Origin of the sequence: Streptomyces sp. NPDC021080 (genome assembly GCF_044333225.1) — a bacterium.
GTDB lineage: Bacteria > Actinomycetota > Actinomycetes > Streptomycetales > Streptomycetaceae > Streptomyces.
The window spans coordinates 36,090-59,166 of record NZ_JBIRQM010000030.1 but is presented as its reverse complement, the minus strand read 5'-3'; the positions used below and the strand labels follow the sequence as shown (position 1 = coordinate 59,166).

The window sequence follows — 23,077 nt, the reverse complement described above, 5'->3', positions numbered from 1 at the left end:
CTTGCTTCCGGCGGGGGAAGACCGCCTCTTCGATGCCGTCGTAGCCAGGCTCTTGGGCCGCAGCAGCGAACACCTGACCGCCGGCACCGTCTCAAAATCCCTTTTGGGCCTGGCTCCCGCGCATCACAAAAGCTGAGCCAGAGCCAAACGAGTGCTGCAACTGGGGTAGTTGGGGTTACTGGCGGGCTGCTGAGAGGCGACCGTCGATGCGCAGAGGCGCGGCGCGGCGGGTGCCGCGTTCGCGTTCGTCGTCACCGGTCTTGACCAGGCCGCCGATCTCGAACTGGCCGTTCTTCACGTGGTCGGGGGCGAGTTCCGCGGGAACGAAAGCGATGCTTCCGTTCCCAGATCAGCGGCCACGACCGCTGTGTCCTCACCTACACCACGCTGCGGAAACGCATCGCGGACGGATGGGACATCGAGACCGCGGCGACCACACCCCCAAGACGCGGGCGGCCGAAGCGGCCGTCGTAACTGACTGAGGCATGTTCCAGGTCAAGAGTTGTACGTCCAGGACTGGCCGGTCTGCCGGTACTCCTCGATCGGGATCGGGTCGACGCCCGGACGCAGCCGGTTGAGGGTGAGCAGCCCGTCGAGATGGTCGATCTCGTGGGCGATGAGCCGGGCCATGCCGCGCGTGTAGTCGGTGGTCACGGTGGTGCCGTCGATGGTGGTCGTCTCGACGGTGATGGTCAGGGGGCGGGGGACCAGAGTGCGGACGTCGAAGAAGCTGAGGCAGCCCTCGTACTGCTCGTCGCACTCGTCGGAGGACGCGGTGATGCGGGGGTTGAGGAGGACGATGGCGCCGGCGCCCGCCTCGGCGGGCTGGACGACGGCAACCGCCCGCGGGATGCCAATCTGGGGGCGGCGATGCCCATGCCCTTGGCGAAGGGGTGGACCCGGGCGATGCGCTCCATCGAGGCGAACAGCATCTCCACGGCCTGCTCCGCGGCCTCGCGCTCGGTGGGCAGGTCGAAGCGGCGGGCGGGCTCGGTGAGGATGGGGGCTCCGTGCTGGACGACCCCGAGGTTGCGCATCTGCTCGCTGGGCCGTGCCTGGGTCACGTGAATTCCCCCTGATCCATGCTGCGTTCGGACTTCCGGGCCCGGAAGCGCCACTCCAGACGATATCGGGCGTGCGGCACCGGGCCAGCGGTCGACCACCACCGGGTTGGGCGCACGCAACTCCGCGCCCGGACAGCAGTGACACACCCCTGCCACGCAGCCAGCCACTGGTAGCGGTCACCAGCAGAGCAGAGGTCTCCGAAGACCCTCTCGGTCGCTGCTTTACGAGTTGGTGCCGCAACCGCTACCAGGTGGCCAACTGCGACGCGGTAGTCCTCACAGCAGCGGGGGGTCGACGGCCAGTGTGACGAGGCCGGCTGGACCGAGCAGGTGAAGAACGGGGAACGCTACCTGGGCAAGCCCATCATCGCTGAGTGCCTCCTCCAGGCCCGTGCTGCCTGACCTGCCCACAGTCGAAGAGCCCAGCGAGGCGGTGGAAGTTCCACTCGGACCGGGCCCGGGGCCATCATCGGATGCTGATCCGCCGGCGTAGCGAGGTCGTGTCGGACATTGAGCAAGACCGCCGTCGTCATCACCGCGAAGTCCGCCGGGCGCAAGGTCTTCGGCCTCGCCACCGCAGGCGTCCGTCTCGCTTGACCTCTTGCGCGTCAGTCCGGCAGCCAGTGCAGCTCGTGTGCCAGGGTTTTGGCGACGGCACGGATGCGGCGGTGTAGCGGCGACTGCTCGCGTGGGAGGACCAGGTGGATCGTCAGGCTGGGCGCGCCCCGCAGCGGTCGCCAGGTGAGACCGGCCGGTTGTGCCGTGACCGCGGCTTCTCCGGCCGGGGCGAGGGTGACCCCGTCGCGCAGGTCGCGCTGAGACATGTCGAAAGAGACTGCGGGCGTGTGGAATCGGGGGAGTGGTCGGGTGTCTTGGAACAGTGCGGACAGCTGATCGTGGATCACGGGGTTGGTCGTACGGTCCGGGAGTCGCAGCGGATAAGCGGCCGCGTCGGCGATCTCGATCTCCGGGTGTTCGGCCAGCGGATGGTGCTGCGCCAGCTGGACCCCGACGCGCTCACGCCGCAGCAGGAACCGGCGCACGTCACGGCCCGGCTGTTCACCGCGGGTGATCCCGGCATCGATGCGGCCGTCGGCGACCGCGGGGGAGATCTCCGGTGTCGCCATCGGGACCGCGCCGACCTCGAGTCCGCTGTTGCCGCGAATCAGCCTGTCCACCAGGGCCGGTGCCGTCTCGGCCCCGGTGCTGAGGCTGTATCCGATGCGCAGTGTGCCCAGTTCACCGGCCGCTGCGCTCCGGGCGGTGTCCCATGCCCGGTCCAGTGCTGCCAGTGCGGGCGGTGCGGACTCCGCCAAAGCCGCACCGGCCGTGGTCAATACGACGCTACGCGTGTTGCGGACCAGTAGGGCCGTACCGAGTTCCGCCTCCAATCGGCGCATCCGGGCGCTGAGTGCGGGCTGTGCGATACCGATCCGTGCGGCCGCGCGAGTGAAGTTCAACTCCTGCGCCAGCACCAGGAAGTACCGCAGGTTCACCGTATCCGGCGCCACGTGTCCTCCCTGCCGATTGATAACGATCCGTTCTGAGTCTATTCCGTATCGGTCTTTCCCTCGACCGCACATCGAGCCCTAACCTGCGCATATGACGATTCAACTGACCGCAGTATCCGTCGCCGGGATCGATCGATCTGAGTGTCAATTCGAAGTCGGACGTGTCCGGCCGAACACAGGAGGTTTCCATGGCTAAGGGCTACTGGGTCAGTGTCTACCCCGCCATTTCCGACCCTGAGGGGCTGACTGCCTACGACAAGCTGGCCCGTCCGGCTGTCCAGGCTGGGGGCGGGCACCTCCTGTCCCGTGGCGGTCGAGTCGTCGCCCACGAGGCCGGAATCACGCAACGCGTCGTTCTGATCGAGTTCGACAGCTTTGAACAGGCCGTCGCGGCATACGAGAGCGAGGCATACCAGAAGGCGCTGGTGGCCCTCCCCGACGGCGTCGAGCGCGACTTCCGCATCATCGAAGGCATCGACTGACCGGCGGGCCCAGCCATCGCTGAGCATCCGTCACCTGATACGTACATGGTGCTGAACGAAGTCGAAGAGGTACAGCCCTGCCGGTCCCGCGGCGGCCAGCCGGTGGCCTTCGGGGGACCATGCGCAGCCGCCGACCGGCAGGGCGTCTCATTGACGGCAGATGGAACCGATATCGGAGGCGGCAGCGTCCATGGATGCACAAGATCGTCAGTGGGCGCAGAGGAGTTTGTGATGACCGGAATGGCCACCCGATACCTGTATCTCGTCCGGCACGGCGAGGCATTACCGGACGAGAGCGGGCTGACAGAAGGCGGCCGTCGACAAGCCACACTGCTCGGCCAACGCCTCCGGGACATCCCCTTCGCAGCCGTGCACCATGGTCCACTGTCCCGGGCCGAGCAGACCGCACGGCTGATCGGCGACCATCTGGAGAACGTCCCCCTTACCGTCTCCGACGTTGCCGGTGACTACGTCCCCTACATGCCGGTGAGGGGCGAGTTGCCGGCGGAATCGGCTGACCTCTTCCTCCGCTTCCTCGCTGATGTCACCGACGAGGAGAGGGAGCGCGGGCCCGCGCTGGCGCGCCGGGCGCTGGGTCTGTTCACTGGGCCGGTGGATGCCGAAGAGGACCGGTACGAACTGGTCGTCACCCACAACTTCCTGATCGCCTGGCTCGTCCGGGAGGCCATGCACGCGCCGAAGTGGCGCTGGCTCGGCCTCAACCACGGCAACGCCGCACTCACGGTCATCCGATACGCGCCCGGCCGGCCGGCCTCCGTCCTCGTCTCCAACGACATGCGGCATCTGCCCACCGAACTGCAATGGACCGGGTTTCCCCCCGAGTTGCACATCTAATGCGCCCGCCGAGCCACGTGCATCGGGTCATCGCTCCAGGCGGTGGCCTCAAGCGTGTCTTCCCCGTGCGTCGGTCAGTTGATCGGACCTGTCTGTCCGGTTGGTGATCACTGATGTGATGTGGGACCGGATCGAGCCGCTGATGCCGGCCCATCCAGTGAGTGGGCGGCGGTGGGCCGACCATCGCCACACCCTTGAGGCCATTGCTTGACATCCTCCCCCTCATTTAAGAGGGGGAGGATGTCAACGTCGCCACTTGCTCGCCGAAGCCCGCCGTCACCTCGCCCTTGTCCAGCGCGGCCAACGCCGCGGCACCGGCTTGGACAAGACGATCGTGGACGCCGCGCTCGCCGTGCACTGCACCGACATCACCGAGGCCCGCACCGAGCGCGGTCGCAGCCCGGAGTGCCGCCTCTACACCGCCCGCTGGGCACCACACGGCCCACCACTCGCACGGCGCCGACCGGCCGCTGCTCCTGACCACGACACCGACCGCAAGCTGCCTGCCGACACCCGGCGGCCGGGTCGCTTCTGCCGCTGGAGCCGGGGGAGTGGGGCATCCCGCGCGTGCCGCTGCGCCACGACCGCGCCGTCATCGCCAGCACTGTGCTGAGTGCCCGGCTGCGCACCGCCCGTCGTACGGGCCGCGACCCGTACGACGTCTTTGCACACCAGCAGGTGGCGATGCTCGAGCAGCTGCTTCTCTTCGGCCAAGAGGAGCAGCTCGCATTGAAGAAGGCCGGTCCAGTCGGCGTCGCCGCGCTGTGCACCGGCCTGGAAGCCCTGGAGCTGACCGCCGACCAGATCGGCCGGATAGGCAGGGCGTTCGCCACCGTCGGAGACGAAGCGCGCCCGACGGGTGCGTAAGCCTGCGCACCCGAACCCGGGTGGCGTGCCGCGGGCGCATCAGCCAGACGAGCAGAGTGCGTACCGCCCGCACCAGCCGCGCACCGGCCAGGGCCCAGGCGCGCCCGGATGATGCGCACCGGCGCAGTCAGCGCGCACCGACGGTTCGCCGTATCGCCTTGGGGATTCGCTGTATCGGCATCGGGGATACGGCGTATCCCCCAGGGTGCGCACCGCAGTGATACGCACTTGGTGCGCATGAGGGAGTAATTGTCAAGAGTTGTGGATCGCGCGGGATGCCCCCCCCAGAAGATCCGAGTCTTCGCCTCCAGCTCTGATCTGAGTCAGCCCCAGTCGGGGGGCATCGTTGCAGCACATCGCGGTGCCGGTTCGCCTAGCCAGTGTGAGCTGAGATGCGCTACAAACTGCCCATGAAGTTGATCACGGAGCTGTTTGACGCGCACGAGTGGCCCGACGAGCAGTTGGAAGAGCTCTTCAGCGAGGGATTCCCGGAGTTCATCACCGCTGATCGGCTGGCCAAGCAGTACATCGGCCGGATCAGGGAGTGGTTCACTGAGCTCAACCTCATGATGGTCGACGAGCGCGGCGTGCCGGTCGCCGCCGGCTGGGGGATACCGATCCGCTGGGACGGGAAAGCGGAAACACTGCCCTCTGGCTACACGGACGCCACCATTCGCGCCGTTGAGAACCGTGAGCAGGGCACCGAGCCCGACACTCTGGTGATCTGCGGCGCCGTGGTCACACCCTCCCTCAAGGGTCGCGGCCTGGCTGGGGAGACGCTCACTGCGCTGCGGCAACTCGCCGTGGAGCAGAGTTGGCCTCGGGTGATCGCCCCGGTCCGCCCAACCCTGAAGTCGCAGTACCCACTGGCGTCTATCGAGTCGTTCATGGGATGGACCCGCCCGGACGGTACCTCGCTCGACCCGTGGATCCGCACCCACCAACGTCTCGGTGCGCGCATCATTGCCGCCGCCCCCGCCTCTCAGACGATGACCGGCACGGTCTTCGAGTGGGAGCAGTGGACGGGCATGACCTTTCCGGAGCCGGGCGACTACGTCATCCCGCAGGGTCTCAGCTTGCTCCACGTCGACAAGGACAGCGACCAGGGCATCTACGTGGAGCCCAATGTGTGGATGCAGCACATGTGACGGCTAGTCACGTGTGACCGGATCGCAGTTGCCAATCTCTGTCGATCTGTGGAGCCAGGTCAGGCGGCGGTTGACTCGGTGCGTTCGACCAGGTGGCCGTTCTCGAAGAGGGCGCCGGCGCGGACCAAGGGCACCAGGTGGGCGCCGGTGATCCCACTCCCGGCGCGGCCGTCGTGGGCAGTCAGAGCGTCCGGGCCGGCGAACGCGGCGGCCTGCACGGATACGACGGTGGCAAGAAGGTCAGCGGCGTCAAGCGTCACCTGCTTGTCGATACCCGCGGCACCGTCCTGGTGGCCTGCGTGGTCCGGCGAGCGTCGGCGATCGCGATGGCGCCGCGGTGCTGTTCTCCCGGGCTGTCGGGACCTTCCCGCGCCTTCGGCACGTGTGGGCGGACCAGGGCTACCGCGGCGCCGACTTCCATGCCTGGGCTCAGGAAGCCGCTGGCATCCCCGTGAAGGTGGTGCAGCGTCGCGACGGAGGATCCCGCTCGACCCGGGCTCGGGTGGGGAAACCGCCTCCAGCAGTACCTCTCTTCGCGGTAGTCCCGCGGCGTTGGGTGGTGGAGCGGACGTTCGCCTGGCTGGGGCGGTGCCGCCGCCTGTCGAAGGACTACGAGTACTTGCGTGTGTGTTCGGAGAACGCCATCTACCTCACCATGGTCATGCTCCTCGTGCGGCGCCTCGCAAGATCGGCCCGCTGACAGGCTTTTCAGACGCCCTCCAGGAGTTTTTGGCCGTGGCCCGTCACGCGATTCCGGGCGTGCAGCGAGGTCACCGGGCTGTGGCGGTGGGGTGGTTGCCCAGGGCGGTATCAAGGAGGGTGTGGAGGTGGTCGGTCTCCGGGAGCAGGGTGGCCTCGATCTGGTCGTTGGTGTGGCCGGCCAGGGTGAGTTCCTGGATGCGTCGGAAAAGCAGGCGGTCTGCGGCGGCGATCAGGGCGGCGGCGGCCCGGGGTGCGATGGCCGGGGTGGGGTTTGGGGCAGTGGCGGTCAGTGCTGCGGCGAGTGCCGCTTCCCGCTGGTCGTGCAGTTCGCGCAGTCGGGCGGTGAGGGTGGGGCTGTCGGCGACCATGCGGGCGAAAGCGGGGCCGGTGAAGCCGACCACGGGGTTGTGTTCCAGTAGGGCGGTCCGGAAGGTCCGGCCCAGGGCGGCGAGCGGCTCCTCGCCGGGCCCGCGCTCGGCGACGGCCCGGGCCAGGCCCTGGGTGAACGCCTCGTGGTGGTCGAGGGCCAGGTCTTCCTTGCGGGGGAAGTAGTTGGTCACCGTCTTCTTGGCCACCCGGGCCGCGGCGGCGATCTCGGTAATGGTGGTCTGCTCGAAGCCCTGCTCGATGAAGAGCCTGGTCGCGCAGTCGGAGATCAGCTGCCTGGTCTCCTGCTTCTTGGACTCACGGAGTCCCATCTCGGTAGCCATGGAGCAATCTTACGTCCGTCGCAAAATTACGCTTGACCCATCAGTTAGCCCTGCTAAAGTTACGTCCGTCGCAAAAATAGCCCGAGTGAACGGAACTGGATGCGCAAGCTCACCTACTTCGTCGGCACCACCATCGACGGCTTCATCGCCGCCCCCGACGGCGACTTCGACTTCTTTACCCCCTACCTCACCGAGGACTACCTCCCGCACCTGGCCGGCGAGTACGCGGACTGCCTCCCAAGCCCGGGCCGCGCGGCCCTCGGCGTCGCGGGCGTACCCAATACCCGCTTCGACACCGTGCTCATGGGCCGCGGCACGTACGCCCCGGGTCTGGCCGTCGGCCTCACCAGCCCCTACGCCCACCTGCGGCAGATCGTGTTCTCCCGCTCGCTCACCACCAGCCCGGACCCGGCCGTCGAGGTCACCGACGAGGACCCGGCTGCCATGGTCCGCAAGCTCAAGCAGCAGGACGGGCTCGGCATCTGGCTCTGTGGCGGCGCCGACCTGGCCGGCCGGCTGCTCCCCGAGATCGACGAGTTGATCGTCAAGCAGTACCCGGTCGTGACCGGCACCGGCATCCCGCTGTTCCGCGCCGGCTTCTCGCCGCGTGCCTTCCAGCTCACCGACAGCCGCGTGTTCGAGAGCGGCACCCTCGTCCTCACCTACACGAAGGCCGCCGACTAGACCGGCGCCCTTCGCCTGCCACGCCACGCCCGAACCAGCCAGGAGCTGCTTTGAACGTCACCACCACCACCCTGTCCCTCACCGTCGCCGACGTGGACGCCTCACGCGAGTTCTTCTGTACGCACCTCGGCTACCAGGTCACCATGGCCGCCGACGGCTTCGCGTCCCTGACCCGCGGCGACGCCGCCGCCGACATCGTGTTACTCCGCTGCGGCACCGAGGTGCTCCCGCCCGAACAGCGAGACCGGCAGGCCGGCGGCCTGATCCTCGCGCTCACCGTCATCGACCTCGTCGCCGAGGAGCGCCGCCTGCGTGAGGCCGGCGCCCCGATCACCATGCCTCTGCGCGAAGAGCCGTGGGGCGAGCGACTGTTCCAGCTGACCGACCCGAACGGAGTTGTCATCCAGCTCGTCGAATGGGCCACCCGCGACGAACCCGCGTAGACCGAGGAGCCCGCCATACACGTGATCGGCCCCGGCGCCAAGAACGTCACCGAGTCCCCGAACGCCCGGATGACTGGTCTGGCCGCTCCCAGTCAGGGCAGTTCCGAACCCAGCACTGTGCGACATGCCGTGAGTTCCTCTGAGTCCCGCGGAGTCCTTGCCCCCGCGGCCAGGGGGTTCTGCCTCCTTGGGGGTGTTCTTCGAGCTGGTGACGTAACTTCAGGATTCATGAAGCATTCTCACTTCGTCCGATCGATCTGCGATCGAGGTGAAGGCTAGGAGGCTTGGGTTGTCGCTGGCAGTCGTATGCGACCTGTGCGAGTTCCGCGATCCGGTCTTGGCGGAGGAACTGGAGCAGTTCGAGACCGACGTGCTCGCCAGGTTCGTCCTCGCGCGGGCTTCGGCGGGGCTGGTGGACGGCGCCATCCGCGGGGATGTCAGGCATCTGGACCAGATGCGGGCCCGGTTCGGCCGGCCGCTGTGGGACGTGGAGCCGGCCGATGCCGACGGGTACTTCGGGAAGGTGCTGCGGGACTCGCCAAGCGGCACCCGGCTGGCCCGTGCGCAGGCGCTGACCACGTACTTCCTGTTCGTCGGCGCGGTGCTCGTCGCCTGTCTCGGCTTCGGCAGCGCCACCCTGTTCGTGATCGGGCTCGGGTTGGTCGCCCTTGGCCATAGGGTTAAGCCCTCACCCTGATCGCCTTCACAGCCGTGCCACAACCGTGCCAGAACGAGCGGGGAGCCACGGGGACCGCAGACGTCGGCGGTGCAGGTACCCCAAGTCCGCCGGATGGTTCCCATCGCAGGTCAGCAGCCGGATCGCCCCACCTCGCTCCTCAAGCGGGTGTCGCAGGATCGAATCCTGCCGGGGGCGCCAGGCAAAACGGCCCGGACCGATCATGGTCCGGGCCGTTTGACGACAAGACTTGACAGCAATGCAGCTCGCAGGGCCGGGCACACCGGCATATTTAACACAATGAGGGCAGTTGAGCGATTGACCATGGTGGCTCGGCCTACTCGTCTGCGCGTTCCGTCTCGGGAGTGGCCAGCTCGATGCCACGCACTCGGCGAAGCCAGCGCGCCAGGGCGAACAACGCTGCACCAGCGATGCCGCATGGGTCCCATATCTCGGTCACGAGCCCTGACAGGCCGTGGCCGTCGACGATGTAGATCGCCTGAGTACCGACAACCGATGTGATGAATGCGTTGGTGCGGGAGGAGGTACGGAGCAGCCAATCCACCGGCCACCAAGCAGGGCGAGCCCAATCGTGCAGGCGCATCCGCAGCGCGGCGAGTAGAAAGCCGAGTGCAACCAAACGTTGCCGCCGAGGCGAGAGAATGATGCCTTCTTCGGGTGCGCCTGCAAGGATGGCGACCCACTCCGCGTGGAGGTGCGCTCGGCGCCGGCCAGCGATCCGAACCGCGATGTTCGTCGCCTTGCGCGCAACACGACCAGAATTGGCAGGTGTATCTCCGCGCACAGCGCGGTGGCGGTCAGAGCGGTAAGTCTGCACCGGCGTAGGTACTGACGTGAGCACTCGCGTGAGCCCGACAATCACGTGCTCAACATTATCGACGCCCCTACTTGGCCGTCGGCTGACGAAGACAACGAGCAGGTCGGACGGCAGTCGTAAGCTGCTTGCACCAGCAGCATAGGGGTACTGGCGGATCGAGTATGGACTGATGTCACCTTGGCGCACGGTGCCGTCTGCAAGCTGGTCGCAGACAAAGAGCACCCGATCCTTTTGATCTTCGTCTAGACGATAAAAGTCCCGCCAGGCCTCCCCGGAGAAGAAGACCGCTCCAGCTTCGATGCTCACGGGGCGCCTCCCGCCAGGCCAAGACCGAATCGGCGCACCCTGCGCTCACGCAAAGCCTCGGTCGCCTGCTGCCGGCCTACACCGGTCAGCTCATAGAAGCGGCGCGCGGGACGCCCCGGATGGGGACCCGTCTCTTCATGACTCGTGACCCAGCCACGCTCTGCGAACCGATCAAGTATGGGATAGACCGTGCCTGGGCCCAGGTCGGCGTCGCGGCAGATGCTGAGGCCCCAAGCTGGGCGGTCACTCGTCGCTGAGAGCAGCGTTTCCAGGACGGCGATCGTCGGCTTGGTAAGCCGGATGTTCGTCATGATGCCAATTGAGCATGTATCGAGTACGACAGGCAAGCATGTATCGAGCACGACATTTGTTCGGGTGGGCGTCGAGCCGACACCCACCCGAATCGGCCTCAGGACATGTGGACTTCTAGGCGGCAGGTCGACGGCGCCTGAGCAGGCGGTCCATGTGTCTGATCGCCTCCCGCTGGGTGCCCTGCACGACACGAGAGGCGGTGAGAAAGTCGAGCGTCTCGTCCAGCGTCCAGGGCCTCAGCTCCCGGTTGTCCGTACGGGGCGGCTCGACGAGCTCGGCGACGTTGCACGCGATCAGCTCCTCGCGACAGGCCGAGGACAGAGCGGAGCGCAGCACGCGGTGACCTGCACCAGACCCATTCCCAGTCTGCGCCGATAAGTTCAGGTTCCACGACAGCCACCCCCTATAGCGGCAGGTCATCACTAGGGTGGCGACATGACAGAGACGGGAAGAGCCAGGAGACCGCCTAGGCCACTGAGCGAGCTGACCGATGTCTATGACTTCTTGGAGGAAGTGCGGCTGCGCCCCGGCATGTGGGTCCGGTGTAGCTCACTGCAACATCTGGACTCCATCCTGACCGGCTACCACGTCGCCCTGGGGATCCACGGGGTGGAGGAAGAATTCGACTTCCTGAACGGTGGCCCCATCGCCCCTTTCGCCGAGTGGCTGTGGAAGCGGTTGGGCATGATGTATCCCAGCAACCTGGGCTGGGCAGTCGAAATCGAGCGGGCAGCGGAAACAGCCGACGTGCCCGCGATGGAGCTGTTCTTCGACCTGCTGGATGAGTTCTGCGCCGCACACCATGGCGCCCAACCTTCAGCCGAACAAGCACATCAGGCGTCTCCCGAGACCGAACAGCCCCACAGTGCCGAGTGAGTTACAAGTATCTCTACTGGTTCAAGTGCCCGCGCAAGCGCGGGCTGGCCCCTGGGGCCCGACCCCTCTGCGCCTTCGGCGCCGGGGTCAGCCCCTGGGGCCGCAGCAAGCCACGGCCCACTGAGTAGACCAGGACACGGAGAACCCCCGGTCCGAACATGCCTCCAGCGGGGGCGCTCAGGCTCCGAGATGGAGGGGGCGCCGTTCGCGAGTGCCGGCCGAATGTGGCGTGCGTGGGGTGCTCCCATCCCGTCCGCCGTCGACCCAGGCGGAGCCGAGCAGTCGCGGCCCAGGGCGTCAAGGTCGTTCGTCCAGTTGGGCGCTCCACCTTGACGCCCTGAACCACGCCTGCTCCACGGTGTGTGGGTCGACGGCAGACGGGATGGGAGCTGGGGCGAGTGGTGGGTGACGGGAAGGATCAGCGGCGCCATGGTTTCTCCGACAAGCCGGCCAACCAGCCGCCGAACATCATTACAACGAGGGCGATGCCCTCCACCCCCAAGCGTGGGGTGTTGGTCTTGTAGTGGCTGAGCAGAGTGATGATGCCCGCAGAAGCCACGGTCAGTTGTGCCCACCCGAACATGACCGGTCGACGGACGTCGTTGCGGTACCACGCCGGTAGCCAGCCGCCTCCGAGGGTGGCGACCCCTCCGACGATCAGCACCGATGACATGACCACAATGACGCATTCCATAAACATGAATCGGCCTCCACTTTCGGAGCGGGATCCTGGCACACTCTCCGCGGATTGCCCAGATGATCCCGTGAGCCCCGCGCCCCGGCTGAGCGCCCCCCCCACACACACCGGACGGCTGCCGGGGGCAGCCTTCCCGTCCGTTCGAAGGTCTCTGGAAGGTTCCCTGTGCACGCCCTCGTTTTCCTGCTGCGGAGCACACTCGGCCTTGGCGCCTGTCTGGTGTTCGCGTGGGAGCAGGACCGCCAGGCTTCAGGGCCGGGCTGGAGGAAGCCTCGAGTCTTCGCTGCGGCTGTGGCTGGGCTACTCGCCGTCCTGCTGAGCGCCTACGCCTAGAAGCCGCCGCTCACCGTGCCCTTCCCGTGCCCGTTCAGTCGGGAACTGCGGGGAGTCACGGGCGCCGGCGGACACCGGGCATGAGAACGGACCCCGACCGATTTACCTGATCAGGGTCCGTTTCTGCTGGCGGTGGGTGTGGGATTTGAACCCACGGTGACTCGCGCCACGACGGTTTTCAAGACCGTTCACGGGCCCCACGGAGACTCCGGTACCGGCGAGGTACTCTCCCCGCGGAGGGGTGTCATGACTGCGTTGATCGTGCTGGCCTGCGGATGCTTGACGGTGTTCATGGGGACGTTGACCTTGAACGGTCGACTGGGAGCGCATCGCAGCGATCCCCGGAAGGCTGGTTGGGGCCTCATCCTGATGGGTTCCGCATGTGTCCTGGAGGGACTGCCGAGGCTGGTCGGATGGTCCTATGCGGTGGGCTCGGACCTCGCGGGCGTAGCCATGATTCTCGTCGTGCTCGGCGGCGTGCTTCAGTTCCTCGGCGGAACCACGCTACGGGCAACCCGGCTCTTGACATCACTGGCTGACACCAACAAGCCCGAACCGCACCGGACAACGGCGAACGTCAGCGGTGCGCCGGCCGAGGAAGAGCAAGGCCCGACCCTTGGCGATGATGACCTGCGACCGACCTGATAAAGATGCGGCTTCCGAGACGCCATTTTGAAGGTGCGGGTTCGCAAAGGCAGTGCTAAGGGCTGTCCCGTAACTGATCTTGAGGTTGCTGCGGGTGTTGTCAGCAGCACCGAGCCCATCTCCTCATCCGCTGAGGACGAGGTTGTGCAGGCGGGCGATGCCGAGCATGGCCTGGTGCACGCCGTCACCCTTGAGGCGGCAGTCGCGGAGGATCTTCCAGGTCTTCATTCGGGCGAAGGCGTGCTCGACGCGTGCACGGACCTGCTTGTGGGAGGTGTTGTGGGCCTTCTTCCACTGGGGTAGTTCTTCGCCTTTCCGGCGGCGGTGCGGCATCACGAGGCCCGTGCCGGGATAGCCACCGTCAGCGATGGTGATCGTGTTACCGACAGCAGCCTCGGCGCCGGACTCCTCCTACGCCTTACAGTCGTTGCGGTTGCCCGCGACTGGCCGCCCCACCATGACAACGAGACGGGTGTCGGCGTCGATGACGACCTGATGGTTGGTGGAGTATTGATAGTTCTTCGACTGCTCCGCCACTGCGTGATCACGAGTGGGCGCCGGGGTGCCATCCGCGATGAGTACCGTATCTCGGGCGAAACGGCGCCGGGTTCGCAGAGCGAGCAGCGGACCGAGATGGCTGATGATGCGGCCGACCGCGGACTTCGAGATCCCGAATAGTGGAGCGAGTTGCCGCATCGTCAAGTTGGTACGCCAGTAGGCCACGACCAGCAGGGCACGGTCCTGCAGTGGCAGGCCCCAGGGGTGCTCCTGGGGTGGGCGTCCGCGCCCTCGCGCCTCACCGCGGCGACCAACTTGTTGAAACACCGGGGGCTCAGGCCGGTGAACGGGGTTATCCACGACGGCTGCGTAGCCGTGATCACAGCGGTCACTGCTGGATGGTGCCAAACATCACCCGTGCACCGCTGGAAGTTGGCGTGCGCGGCTCACGGTGCCAATGCGGCGCTCACCCGGGCCAGGCGATCGGCTGACAGTGCGAAGCGGTTGGCGGGATTGCGGAAGGAGTACTCGCCGTCGTTGATGGAGGGACCGTGCCCGGCTGTCGTCCAGCGCGCGGGGCCGGGAGCTCCTTGGTCCTTCAGGAGAGCAGAGGCGAGGGTCTCGGGATCTTCCACGCTGGTGCGGGCGCGGAGTGCACCCGCCAGGCGGCCCGCAGCATTGTCGGGTGCTTCGGCGTCCCCGAATGCTGGCAACAGGAGCAGCAGGCGGGCGTGGGGATCGGTGGTGCTGCCGCCAGGCAGCGCATTGTCTGCGGCTGCCACGAGCTCATTCCAGGACAGGCCCGGTCCCATGAAGTGCCCGTCGTCCTGGGCGAGGAGTTCGGCCTGTGCCCAGTCGGGATGGTGAAGGAGGTAGTCGGTACCGGTGTCGTCCGCGAGAGTGCGGTAGACGACGTGGAGACGATGATCAACGGGGAGTGGAACAGTGAATGCCGGCCACTCTGCCTGCTCCCACAGCCGCCGCTGGAAGTCGCCGGCCGCGTCGTAGTCCGCGCCAAACAGCAGCTCCTCGGCCTCCTCGCTCTGGACACACGAGTAGAGATGCCCCAGCCAGAACAGGGGTTCGTCCAGGAGTCCGGTCTGGTGCGTGAGGGGGCCGCCCTCGTAACCCGGTATCTCGGCAGGGTGCAGGTCTGCAGGGTTCATCACGGACACCATCATGCCGCCGAGGCTCCGTACCCTTGACGTCGGCCGCGCCCGCCGACCTTTGCGGGACAGCCCTTATACAGCCTTGGCGGCGGCCACGATCATCGACGGGTGATCGAGGACGAGATAGTGGAACAGGTCCGAGCCTACGCACGAGCCCATGAGCTGCCGCCGCCCGCGCCTCTGCAGGCGGTCGCCGAGCTCGAGGCCATCGTGGGGTGCCCCATGCCGGATTTGCTGCGGCGCTTGTATCTGGAGGTCGCCAACGGCGGCTTCGGCCCCGACGGGAGCATCCTGTCGCTGACCGACACGGGCAAGGGGTACAGCGGTGAGGAGTCTCTGCTCCAACTCGCGCGCGACTGGTCTCCGACCGACGAGCCGGAGATTCCGCAGCCGCTCCATGTACCGCCGCTGATGACATTGGGCTGCGCGATCTGGTGGCACGTCGACTTCAGCACACCAGAGGGCCGCATGTGGGGCTGGGACCCGAACACGCGCTGCCAGCGCCATTGCTTCTTCATCGAGCGGTTCACTCTGGCTCAGTGGCTGGCGGACTGGCTTGAGGGCAACCGCACCTTCCCGGAGCCGCCGCCTGTGACGGACTGTTCCGACTGCTCCGACCCCTACCTCGGCAGCGGATGAGGGCTGCGGCGATACCTCTGCTTGGGCCGCCATCACCACGTGATCAAGGTCATGGCGCGTGCCACGACCGTGCCAGAACGGGCGGGGAACACCGGGAAGCGGCGGGCACTGGCGTGATCCGGGAACGAGAACGGCCCCTGACCAAACTTCTTGATGGTCAGGGGCCGATTCCCATTAGAGTGGCGGCGCCAGGATTCGAACCTGGGAAGGCGAAGCCGGCAGATTTACAGACTGTCCGACTCGCCAGAAGCTCACGTGGCCGTGATCACTCGCTTCATGGCAGCTCCCGCCCAAAGTCTCGGAGCCGACCTCTCAGCGTCGTCGACCGCAGGCCGTCGGCTCTACTCGGGCGTGCGGGCCTTGTCGGCCGAGGGCTGGGTCTGCTGGAAGCTGTCTGCTCCGAATCCTTCCCAATCAAAAGCGAGCCGCTTCCTGGCCTTCACCAGCGTTGCCTGCATCCTCATCTGCTTGCGTCGCCTCACCACGCTGGATGTGTCGCTGCAGCAGCTCGACCGCCAGGTGGTGGCCGTAGGAGACGGCCAGGCCTATGGGTGTTAGCCCGTCGGGTCCCGGGAGCTGCGGATCAGCCCCGAAGGCCAGAAGCACCGCGGTGGTGTGCACAGTCAACGGCTTGCCGCTCTGCAACGCGCCATCGCCTTCCGCGTCAACGGCGTGCGTAAGGAGCGTCATGTCGTGGCATATCTCATCGGGGTCGACTCCCTTGGCCAGCAGTTGAGCCAGGGTCTCTGCGTCTTCGTTCTCCACCGCTCGATGTGCCGGTGTGCAGGTGTTCTCCACGTCGGCATTCAACCGTGCGATACCAGCCTGACCAAGCCCTTTCCCCACGTCGGCGCACCTATTGGGATGGCTCGAAAGGAGAGCCCACGCGTGCCCCCTACGTGCCCGTTCGGTCGGGAAACAGCGGGGAGCCACGGTCGCAGACGGACAACGCTCACGAGAACGGCTCCTGACCGAGTTACCTGGTCGGGAGCCGTTCACTTGCGGTGGGTGTGGGATTTGAACCCAAACCCACGGATGCGCCGACCTGAACACACCTGTGGACCCGTGGGTTCAGGCTGAAGGACCTTCGGTTTCCTTGAACCCACGGGGAATCTAGGCCCTGGTCTCCTATCTCTGACTCAGGGTGCAAGGTAGCGGCGGCCACGGAAACTCGCCTTCGCTGCCGGCCGTCGTCGGGGGGGAGGGGGCTCGGCCCGAGACGAAACGTACGATTGGGCATCGGGTCGAACGGAGAGCTGCGAGGACTCAAGTGGCCGGCGAAATGAGCAAAGAGCTGATCATCAGCCCCCGCAGCGAGCGCGTGCGAGAGAAGCTGGCGGAAGCCGCTGCCTGGAGCGCATACGCGGCGGAGCTTCGCGAGGTGCTCGAAGCCGTGATTGAGAAGAGTGGCGCAGACCTCCTGGTGGTGGGCGGGCTGCTGGTGAGCGAGCCCCTTCCCGAAGAGCACCGCGGTCTGCGCAATGGTGCGGAGGTCCGGCCGCCGCAAGCGATAGGTCTCGCCGAGGGAATGGCAGCCGGGCGCGGGCCGTATTGTCAGCTTGCCGCACCCGGGAGACTTCAGATCGAGTCGGGATGGGACGGAGCGGTACACCTCTACACCACGCCAGCGGTGGCCGCCGATCTGGCGGGGCTCCATGGTGAGGGCGTGACGTTTCTGTGGCGAGACGCGGCTCCTGAACCCATAGAGGTCTCGGACCCCGTCGACGCCGTCGCGGACGCGGGTTTCTGGGCGAGGGTGGCGGAGGTGTCCGAGCGCCTAACCCTGGTCTGCGAGCGCTGGGCATACGGCGCTCAGGGGTGCAGATGGTTCCGTGTGACGCCGGAGAGCACAGCCGAAGTGGCCCGACTGCTGCAGCCACGCTCGCTGGTTTGCGTGGCCATCGAGCCGGAGCTGAACCCCAGAGCGGAGCTGCTGCAAGACGACTTCACCGCTTTCGTGGCCCCGCTGCCGCACGGCGAACTGGCCCACCGGAACTACCCCGGTGGAGCCGACACACTTTCCGAGGTCACGGATGACGGTTTCTCCCTCATGCTGGCCGATGCGGCGCTGGGCGACTGGTGCGCTGTCGTACCGGACGCGGACGGGGTGGCCAGGGGGCAGTGGGAGACCCCGGGTGAGTAGTTGAGGTATAGGAAATCCCAGTAAGAACGATCTTGCTGGGGTTCGCTTACCTCGTGCGAGCTTCAAGCTGACGGGGGACGGCGCGCAGTTACCGCTGTGGCAGACGGTTTACCACTACTGGCGGTGCTGGCAGACGGACGGCGTGTGGGAAGAGATGCTGACAGCGTTGCGTGAACGCGAGCGGGTGCAGCTCGGCCGGAATCCCACTCCCAGCGCGGCCGTCGTGGACAGCCAGAACGTCCGGGTCAGTGAGCGTGGTGGTCTGCACGGTTACGACGGCGGCAAGAAGGTCAGCGGTATCAAGCGGCACTTGCTCGTCGACACCTGCGGCACCGTTCTGGTGACGTGCGTGAGCCCGGCCAGTGTGGGTGACCGCGATGGCGCCGTGGTGCCGTTCGCGCTCACGGCGTGCCCGGTTCGGCTGAGTTCGAAGGCGATCCGCCCTGCGGACCACCTGTGGTTTCGGCGCATCTGCTCGATCTGCTCCACTACCTTGCCTGGTGCGGCTGTGGGTTGGCGGTGGGGTGTGGAGGACCGGTCGTGCAGGCCGAGCTCACCATGACGACGGTACCGGTTGACCCGCTTGGACGCGCATGCCCTGGAGATGCCCATCTCCGCTGCAACGTGGGCGATCGGAGGTGACACGCATCGCTCGACGAGTCGCCTGCGGCCCTCAATGGAGAGAGGTGCGTTGGCGTGGGTGCCCATCAGATGGCGGCGAGGTTGTTGAGCAGGTGGCCAAGTTCTGCCGGTGCCTGAATGTGGGCCAGGTGGCCCTGGCCGGGGAGTTCGTGGACTCCGGCGTGAGCGACGTGCTGCCGCACGTGGTCGAACGACGTTCCGTAGGGGGCTGTTCCGCGGTTGCACTGGCCGATGATCAGGTCGACTTGATCTGCCTGTCGCGCCATCACATCCAGAGGCGGTGTCGTGTTGAGCGCGCCGAGTTCGGCGTACAGCGGTCCACTCAAGCGACGCAAGTCCGCCCAACCGTGCTGATCGGCCCGAAGAGCCTCGACATGCGCAGCGGAGAAGCCGGAGATCTGCCGATTGACGATCTCGACGCAGCGATCCCAGTCCGCCGTCTGCACCGCGTTCTTCAGGTCCGGCAACGCATGGCGTCCGAATGGCTGCATCACCGGCTCGTAGGCGATCACTTGGGGAATCGGGCGATCGTTGGCGGCCAGCAAACTGATCAAGCCGCCGTAACTCCAGCCGAAGAGGGCCCTGGTGTTGTCGAACTCGTCAAGGACCACGCCGAGGTCCTCAACCTCTGTCCGCAGCGAGTACGAGTTGGTCAACGGCCCTGAGGAGGCACGTCCCCGGCGGTTTACGGCTACTACTGAGGGCCAGGCGTCGATGGCGCCCGCAACGTGGCGCCACGTATGCGCATCGCTCATCACGCCTGGGACGACGACGAGACCCGGGGCATCCGGCTCCCCGTACACATCGACCGTGACCCAGCTGTCCCCGCCGACCGACAGCTTCTTCTGAATCGTTCGCTCCATAAATCTATTATGGAGCGAACGATCTACAATGCAAGCGTGACCGAACGCAACCGTGGACGCCCCCGAGCCTTCGACCGCGACCGTGCGGTCCTTGACGCCGCTCGCCTCTTCTGGCGACGCGGCTACTCCGGCACCTCGACCCGCACCTTGACCGCGACCCTCGGGCTTTCCACCTCCAGCCTCTACGCCGCCTTCGGCAGCAAGGCCGGACTGTTCGAGGAAGCGGTGCGGACCTACGCCGAGCGTTACCGCGAGATCTACCAGCAGGCTGTCGCCGAGAAGGACATCCAGACGGTCATCGAACGCATCCTCACCGACTCGGTCCACGAGTTCACCCAGCCAAGCGACACGCATCCCGGATGTCTCATCAGCAGCGCCGTGATGACCGACAGCACGAGCACGCTCGATACCAGCGCCTACGCCGCCGAACTGCACAGCTCGAACGAGCAGGCCCTCCTCGTGCGCATCGAACGAGCGATCCAGGACGGGGAACTAGCCGCGGGCACCAACGCAGCGGTCCTGACCGGGCTCATCCAATCCGTCTGGCACGGATTGTCAGTGCGGTCCAACGTCGACACGGCTCGCGAGGACCTGCTCGCGACGGCACAACTCGTTCACCAGCTGATCTGCCAACAACTCACGTCACCAACGTCCTGACCCGCAACATCTAGTGCTCTGACCACGTAGGTTCGCCGGGTTGGGTGTCCGAGCGGTTGGATGAGCGGTGACGTCCGATCTGAGCGCTGGGGGTGTGGTGGCTGAGCCTGTCCGTGTACGCAGGTTGACTGACGCTGGTCCCTCCGTAAACTCGCCGCTTACCTGCGCCGCGTACACGGCCGTGTGATCCGGATCGGCCGCGAGGCGTTACGGTGCCTGCTCGCTCGCCGTGGCGTCACCTTCCAGCGCACGAAGACCTGGAAGGAATCCCCCGATCCCGAGCGTGACGCCAAGCTCGACCGGATCGAGCACGTGCTGAAGCACTTCCCGGACCGCGTTTTCGCGTTCGACGAGTTCGGCCCGCTCGGCATCAGGCCCACCGCCGGGTCGTGCTGGGCCGAGCAGGGCCGGCCCGAGCGGCATCCCGCGGCCTATCACCGCACCCACGGAGTGCGCTACTTCCACGGCTGCTACTCGATCGGTGACGACACCCTGTGGGGCGTCAACCGCCGCAAGAAGGGTGCCGCGAACACCCTGGCCGCGCTGAAGTCGATCCGGGCGGCCCGACCCGACGGCGCTCCGATCTACGTCATCCTGGACAATCTGTCCGACCACAAGGGCGAGACCATCCGGCGCTGGGCAAAGAAGAACCGGGTCGAACTGTGCTTCACCCCGACCTACGCCTCCTGGGCCAACCCGATCGAGGCCCACTTCGGACCTCTGCGGCAGTTCACCATCGCCAACTCTCACCACCCCAACCACACGGTCCAAACCCGGGCACTGCATGCCTACTTCCGCTGGCGCAACGCGAACGCCCGCCACCCCGACGTGCTGGCCGCCCAACGCCGCGAACGCACCCGTATCCGCAGCGAGAAGGGCATCCGCTGGGGCGGCCGAAGTCAGGCGGCCGCTGCCTGAACTGCCCGCACTCCCCGGCGACCACGCACTACGGTGGGATACATGTCCGAGCCCTCCGTGCGGGATTTCTACGACGATTTGGCCCACGACTACCACCTGATGTTCCGGGACTGGGACGCGAGCATGGCCTACCAGGCCGAGGTATTGGGCGGGCTCGTCCGCCGAGCTCTCGGCGCGGGACCACGCACCGTCCTGGACTGCTCGTGTGGGATCGGCACCCAGGCCATCGGGCTGGCCCGGGCCGGGCACCAAGTCGTTGGCAGCGACCTGAGCCCGGTCGCCGCCGCGCGCGCCGCCGCCGAAGCGGCGGCCCGTGGCAGCCGGCTTCCGGCCGCTGCGGCTGACATGCGCCAACTGCCTTTCAGAGAGACATCATTCGACGTCGTCCTCTGCGCGGACAACTCGCTCACGCACCTACTCTCCGGGCAAGATCTCCGGACGGCACTCCTCGGCATGAGACGGGTACTCCGAGACGACGGACTGCTGGTGATCACCGTCCGGTCTTATAACGAGACGCGCCAGACCAGACCCACGTCGACATCTCCCCAGGTCTCGCAAACACGCGACGGCCAAGCGATCACCTTCCAGCTGTGGCACTGGCACGAAGACGGCGAACGCTACGACCTGGAGCACTTCCAGCTCATCCCCGCAAAGAACACCTGGCAGGTCCGAGTCCGCCGGACCACCCACTGGGCGCTGACGCCCCCGCAGCTGACAGAGTTCGTGACTGAAGCCGGCTTCACCAACATCACCTGGCACAGTCCGGCCTCCAGCGGGTACTACCAGCCCGTGCTCACCGCACAGCGCGCTCCCTCAGCGCAGTAGCCCAGGCACCGGCTCCGCCCTGCCTAACTTTCCGGTCATCCATGGCAAACCGGTGAACGTTGCCGGCCACAGCACTAGCCGTGCGGGGATGACTGGACAACTCTGTTATTTGTTCGAATTGCCGGAATCGGTGAAAGTCAATGAAATTGCCCTGCCCGGCCGGTAGCGTCGCAGGTCAGACAGTCTGCTCCCCGCGCCCGCGGGGATGATCCCTGCACGCCGGCAGGCGGGGCCTGCTCGCTGAGCTGCTTTCCGCACCCGCGGGGATGATCCCGTCGTTCGGGGCATGCCGGGATCGGCTGGTCTCTGCTCTCCGCCCGCGCAGGGATGCCCCCTGTGGTCTGCTCGGCGCCAACCCCGCCTCGCCTGCCCGCAAGTGTTGGCCAGTCCTCTCTCTATCGCTCGCGCCCGGCTCGCCCCAGTCTGGAATAGGCACCCTCGGGCGGGCCTGGTCGGTTTGCTTGGCGAGATGGACGGAGTGTGACGAGATGAATTGCCCGCATTGCGGTGGCAGTGCCCAGCAAGGTCCTAACGGGTCCTGGCTCTGCCCTCAGTGCGGCCCGATTTCGAGTACGGCTCCGGGACCGCGGGTAGGGTCTGGTCCGTGAGACGTTCACGACGCACCCAGCAGCCCGCACCTGATTCGGCCGCAACCGCTGAGGCGGCTGCGGCGTTCCTGGACACGCAGGAAATCACGACGACGGGCTGTCGCAGGTGCGGGACAGAGATCGCTGGGGTGAACGGGCGGTACTCGTGCGGGGCTTGCGGTTGGACAAATCCGTGGCACGAGGGGCATCGGGATCTTCCTGGTGCCGAGGATGATCCGGACTGGCCTGGCCGGAAGCAGAAGTCCGGGATGTGAGAACGCACCGCCGGTGCAGGTCGGTACACGTCCAACTGGTCTCACATCCCTCAGAGGCCTACCTCGGGCCGGCTCGCCCGTGGCACGGGCCGTAGGGGAATAACGCTATTTCCCCTACTCGGGAGGATTCTCAGCCAACGGCTGGACGATCCCACGGAATGCGCTGTTCCCGATGGTCCTTCCATGGGCACGCACAGGCGCTGGTGCTGGCTGTGCTCTTCGCCCGCGCGCGGCATAGTCCCGGGTTCATCTGGCAGTACACCGGAGCCGACTGCTCCCCGCACCCGCGGGGATGGTCCCGTCGATCCGATCACCTGCATGAGCCCGCGACCTCACACAGGCAGATCTCAGGTCCGGCGGGCGCGCTGTTCCAACACCCCACGGAACTGTGCCTGATGCATCTATGCCAATTGATGGTGGGCTTTACATCATTCAGAAGTGCCGGGCCTGGCAGCTCTCATCGGCAGGAATGCTGCATCCAGTCGAGCAAGCGCAGGATCGGTCATCCTGCCCGATCCAAGTGCTCCTGCGACGCTCTGCCCTGCCTCGGTGCGCGCTGCCGCACCCACGTAGATCAAGGTGACCACCAGGGAGAAGACTGTGAGGCGCCAAGGGCTCCAGCGGACTGCCGTCACGATGCATGCCGCGGATAGAGGACCGAACATTGCGATACGGAAGTCTGCTTCGGCCTGGAGCCGGTCGTGCTCCAGCG

24 protein-coding genes, 1 tRNA gene and 7 pseudogenes are annotated in these 23,077 nt (G+C 66.5%); 18 read left to right on the top strand and 14 right to left on the bottom strand.

Annotation, left to right across the window (positions count from 1 at the left end; all coding sequences use genetic code 11):
• Positions 1–175 precede the first annotated feature (175 nt).
• The 3 genes from ACH4S8_RS42415 to ACH4S8_RS42405 form a co-directional block, all read right to left on the bottom strand.
• On the bottom strand, positions 176–298 hold the full coding sequence (locus ACH4S8_RS42415; protein WP_398404183.1) for a hypothetical protein: 123 nt from the start codon (positions 296–298) through the stop codon (positions 176–178).
• A gap of 197 nt (positions 299–495) precedes the next feature.
• Positions 496–1,209 (bottom strand): peptide deformylase, encoded by a 714-nt coding sequence (locus ACH4S8_RS42410; RefSeq protein WP_398404181.1) that lies wholly within the window; start codon positions 1,207–1,209, stop codon positions 496–498.
• 463 nt (positions 1,210–1,672) lie between these two features.
• Entirely contained in the window at positions 1,673–2,575 is a 903-nt protein-coding gene (locus tag ACH4S8_RS42405; RefSeq protein WP_398404179.1) for a LysR substrate-binding domain-containing protein, read from the bottom strand.
• A 188-nt stretch (positions 2,576–2,763) separates the two neighbouring features.
• Between ACH4S8_RS42405 and ACH4S8_RS42400 the strand changes: the two genes are divergently transcribed.
• The 5 genes and pseudogenes from ACH4S8_RS42400 (at position 2,764) to ACH4S8_RS42380 (ending at position 5,927) form a co-directional block, all read left to right on the top strand.
• Entirely contained in the window at positions 2,764–3,057 is a 294-nt protein-coding gene (locus tag ACH4S8_RS42400; RefSeq protein WP_398404177.1) for a DUF1330 domain-containing protein, read from the top strand.
• 231 nt (positions 3,058–3,288) lie between these two features.
• Positions 3,289–3,912 (top strand): histidine phosphatase family protein, encoded by a 624-nt coding sequence (locus ACH4S8_RS42395; protein WP_398404175.1) that lies wholly within the window; start codon positions 3,289–3,291, stop codon positions 3,910–3,912.
• An 88-nt stretch (positions 3,913–4,000) separates the two neighbouring features.
• Positions 4,001–4,120, top strand: a pseudogene (locus tag ACH4S8_RS42390) (IS5/IS1182 family transposase); the annotation flags it as partial.
• 359 nt (positions 4,121–4,479) lie between these two features.
• Positions 4,480–4,779 (top strand): hypothetical protein, encoded by a 300-nt coding sequence (locus ACH4S8_RS42385; protein WP_398404173.1) that lies wholly within the window; start codon positions 4,480–4,482, stop codon positions 4,777–4,779.
• Positions 4,780–5,189: 410 nt separating this feature from the next.
• Positions 5,190–5,927: a hypothetical protein gene (locus ACH4S8_RS42380; protein WP_398404171.1), complete on the top strand. Its 738-nt coding sequence runs from the start codon at positions 5,190–5,192 to the stop codon at positions 5,925–5,927.
• Positions 5,928–5,986: 59 nt separating this feature from the next.
• Here ACH4S8_RS42380 and ACH4S8_RS42375 read toward each other — a convergent pair whose 3' ends face one another.
• Positions 5,987–6,187: a hypothetical protein gene (locus ACH4S8_RS42375; RefSeq protein ID WP_398404191.1), complete on the bottom strand. Its 201-nt coding sequence runs from the start codon at positions 6,185–6,187 to the stop codon at positions 5,987–5,989.
• Between ACH4S8_RS42375 and ACH4S8_RS42370 the strand changes: the two are divergent.
• A pseudogene (locus ACH4S8_RS42370) lies at positions 6,101–6,627 on the top strand (transposase). The gene ACH4S8_RS42375 and the pseudogene ACH4S8_RS42370 overlap by 87 nt on opposite strands.
• A 70-nt stretch (positions 6,628–6,697) precedes the next feature.
• Here ACH4S8_RS42370 and ACH4S8_RS42365 read toward each other — a convergent pair.
• Positions 6,698–7,327 (bottom strand): TetR/AcrR family transcriptional regulator, encoded by a 630-nt coding sequence (locus ACH4S8_RS42365; RefSeq protein WP_398404189.1) that lies wholly within the window; start codon positions 7,325–7,327, stop codon positions 6,698–6,700.
• 111 nt (positions 7,328–7,438) lie between these two features.
• On the opposite strand from ACH4S8_RS42365, the gene ACH4S8_RS42360 reads away from it, so the two are divergent.
• The 4 genes from ACH4S8_RS42360 to ACH4S8_RS42345 all read left to right on the top strand — a co-directional run bounded on the left by ACH4S8_RS42360 (position 7,439) and on the right by ACH4S8_RS42345 (position 9,343).
• Positions 7,439–8,023, top strand: coding sequence for a dihydrofolate reductase family protein (locus ACH4S8_RS42360; protein ID WP_398404169.1), 585 nt, complete (start codon positions 7,439–7,441; stop codon positions 8,021–8,023).
• A 50-nt stretch (positions 8,024–8,073) separates the two neighbouring features.
• Positions 8,074–8,466, top strand: coding sequence for a VOC family protein (locus ACH4S8_RS42355; protein ID WP_398404167.1), 393 nt, complete (start codon positions 8,074–8,076; stop codon positions 8,464–8,466).
• A 289-nt stretch (positions 8,467–8,755) separates the two neighbouring features.
• Entirely contained in the window at positions 8,756–9,163 is a 408-nt protein-coding gene (locus ACH4S8_RS42350; protein WP_398404165.1) for a hypothetical protein, read from the top strand.
• Positions 9,164–9,270: 107 nt separating this feature from the next.
• Positions 9,271–9,343 (top strand) — tRNA-Glu (locus ACH4S8_RS42345).
• 136 nt (positions 9,344–9,479) lie between these two features.
• On the opposite strand, the gene ACH4S8_RS42340 is transcribed toward ACH4S8_RS42345, so the two are convergent.
• From ACH4S8_RS42340 to ACH4S8_RS42330, 3 genes and pseudogenes are all read right to left on the bottom strand, one after another.
• On the bottom strand, positions 9,480–10,286 hold the full coding sequence (locus tag ACH4S8_RS42340; RefSeq protein ID WP_398404163.1) for a hypothetical protein: 807 nt from the start codon (positions 10,284–10,286) through the stop codon (positions 9,480–9,482).
• Complete coding sequence (locus tag ACH4S8_RS42335; protein ID WP_398404161.1) at positions 10,283–10,597, bottom strand: PadR family transcriptional regulator; 315 nt, start codon at positions 10,595–10,597, stop codon at positions 10,283–10,285. Before ACH4S8_RS42335 ends, ACH4S8_RS42340 begins: the two co-directional genes overlap by 4 nt.
• Positions 10,598–10,787: 190 nt before the next feature.
• Positions 10,788–10,940, bottom strand: a pseudogene (locus ACH4S8_RS42330) (site-specific integrase); the annotation flags it as partial.
• Between the two features lie 93 nt (positions 10,941–11,033).
• On the opposite strand from ACH4S8_RS42330, the gene ACH4S8_RS42325 reads away from it, so the two are divergent.
• Positions 11,034–11,474 carry a hypothetical protein gene (locus ACH4S8_RS42325; RefSeq protein ID WP_398404159.1) on the top strand — a complete coding sequence of 147 codons (441 nt, stop codon included), beginning with the start codon at positions 11,034–11,036 and terminating at the stop codon, positions 11,472–11,474.
• Between the two features lie 418 nt (positions 11,475–11,892).
• On the opposite strand, the gene ACH4S8_RS42320 is transcribed toward ACH4S8_RS42325, so the two are convergent.
• Complete coding sequence (locus ACH4S8_RS42320) at positions 11,893–12,174, bottom strand: hypothetical protein (RefSeq protein ID WP_398404157.1); 282 nt, start codon at positions 12,172–12,174, stop codon at positions 11,893–11,895.
• Positions 12,175–12,750: 576 nt separating this feature from the next.
• On the opposite strand from ACH4S8_RS42320, the gene ACH4S8_RS42315 reads away from it, so the two are divergent.
• Positions 12,751–13,149, top strand: coding sequence for a hypothetical protein (locus ACH4S8_RS42315; protein ID WP_398404155.1), 399 nt, complete (start codon positions 12,751–12,753; stop codon positions 13,147–13,149).
• Positions 13,150–13,272: 123 nt separating this feature from the next.
• Here ACH4S8_RS42315 and ACH4S8_RS42310 read toward each other — a convergent pair.
• Together ACH4S8_RS42310 and ACH4S8_RS42305 are read right to left on the bottom strand one after the other, a co-directional pair.
• Positions 13,273–14,039 (bottom strand): annotated as a pseudogene (locus ACH4S8_RS42310) (transposase).
• A 54-nt stretch (positions 14,040–14,093) separates the two neighbouring features.
• Positions 14,094–14,813, bottom strand: a complete 720-nt coding sequence (locus ACH4S8_RS42305; RefSeq protein ID WP_398404153.1) for a hypothetical protein — start codon at positions 14,811–14,813, stop codon at positions 14,094–14,096.
• A gap of 111 nt (positions 14,814–14,924) precedes the next feature.
• Between ACH4S8_RS42305 and ACH4S8_RS42300 the strand changes: the two genes are divergently transcribed.
• Positions 14,925–15,455: an SMI1/KNR4 family protein gene (locus ACH4S8_RS42300; RefSeq protein WP_398404151.1), complete on the top strand. Its 531-nt coding sequence runs from the start codon at positions 14,925–14,927 to the stop codon at positions 15,453–15,455.
• A gap of 414 nt (positions 15,456–15,869) precedes the next feature.
• Here the strand turns inward: ACH4S8_RS42300 and ACH4S8_RS42295 are convergent, their stop codons facing one another.
• Complete coding sequence (locus ACH4S8_RS42295) at positions 15,870–16,301, bottom strand: ankyrin repeat domain-containing protein (RefSeq protein ID WP_398404149.1); 432 nt, start codon at positions 16,299–16,301, stop codon at positions 15,870–15,872.
• 436 nt (positions 16,302–16,737) lie between these two features.
• On the opposite strand from ACH4S8_RS42295, the gene ACH4S8_RS42290 reads away from it, so the two are divergent.
• Both ACH4S8_RS42290 and ACH4S8_RS42285 read left to right on the top strand, forming a co-directional pair.
• Positions 16,738–17,598, top strand: a complete 861-nt coding sequence (locus tag ACH4S8_RS42290) for a hypothetical protein (RefSeq protein WP_398404147.1) — start codon at positions 16,738–16,740, stop codon at positions 17,596–17,598.
• Positions 17,599–17,752: 154 nt separating this feature from the next.
• A pseudogene (locus tag ACH4S8_RS42285) lies at positions 17,753–17,974 on the top strand (transposase); the annotation flags it as partial.
• Between the two features lie 23 nt (positions 17,975–17,997).
• Here the strand turns inward: ACH4S8_RS42285 and ACH4S8_RS42280 are convergent.
• Positions 17,998–18,306 (bottom strand): annotated as a pseudogene (locus ACH4S8_RS42280) (helix-turn-helix domain-containing protein); the annotation flags it as partial.
• Positions 18,306–19,103 (bottom strand): alpha/beta fold hydrolase, encoded by a 798-nt coding sequence (locus ACH4S8_RS42275; RefSeq protein WP_398404145.1) that lies wholly within the window; start codon positions 19,101–19,103, stop codon positions 18,306–18,308. The pseudogene ACH4S8_RS42280 and the gene ACH4S8_RS42275, both read right to left, overlap by 1 nt.
• 36 nt (positions 19,104–19,139) lie before the next feature.
• Between ACH4S8_RS42275 and ACH4S8_RS42270 the strand changes: the two genes are divergently transcribed.
• From ACH4S8_RS42270 to ACH4S8_RS42260, 3 genes and pseudogenes are all read left to right on the top strand, one after another.
• Positions 19,140–19,760: a TetR/AcrR family transcriptional regulator gene (locus tag ACH4S8_RS42270; protein WP_398404143.1), complete on the top strand. Its 621-nt coding sequence runs from the start codon at positions 19,140–19,142 to the stop codon at positions 19,758–19,760.
• Positions 19,761–19,892: 132 nt separating this feature from the next.
• Positions 19,893–20,678, top strand: a pseudogene (locus tag ACH4S8_RS42265) (IS630 family transposase); the annotation flags it as partial.
• A gap of 42 nt (positions 20,679–20,720) precedes the next feature.
• Positions 20,721–21,503: a class I SAM-dependent methyltransferase gene (locus ACH4S8_RS42260; protein WP_398404141.1), complete on the top strand. Its 783-nt coding sequence runs from the start codon at positions 20,721–20,723 to the stop codon at positions 21,501–21,503.
• Positions 21,504–23,077: the final 1,574 nt, after the last annotated feature.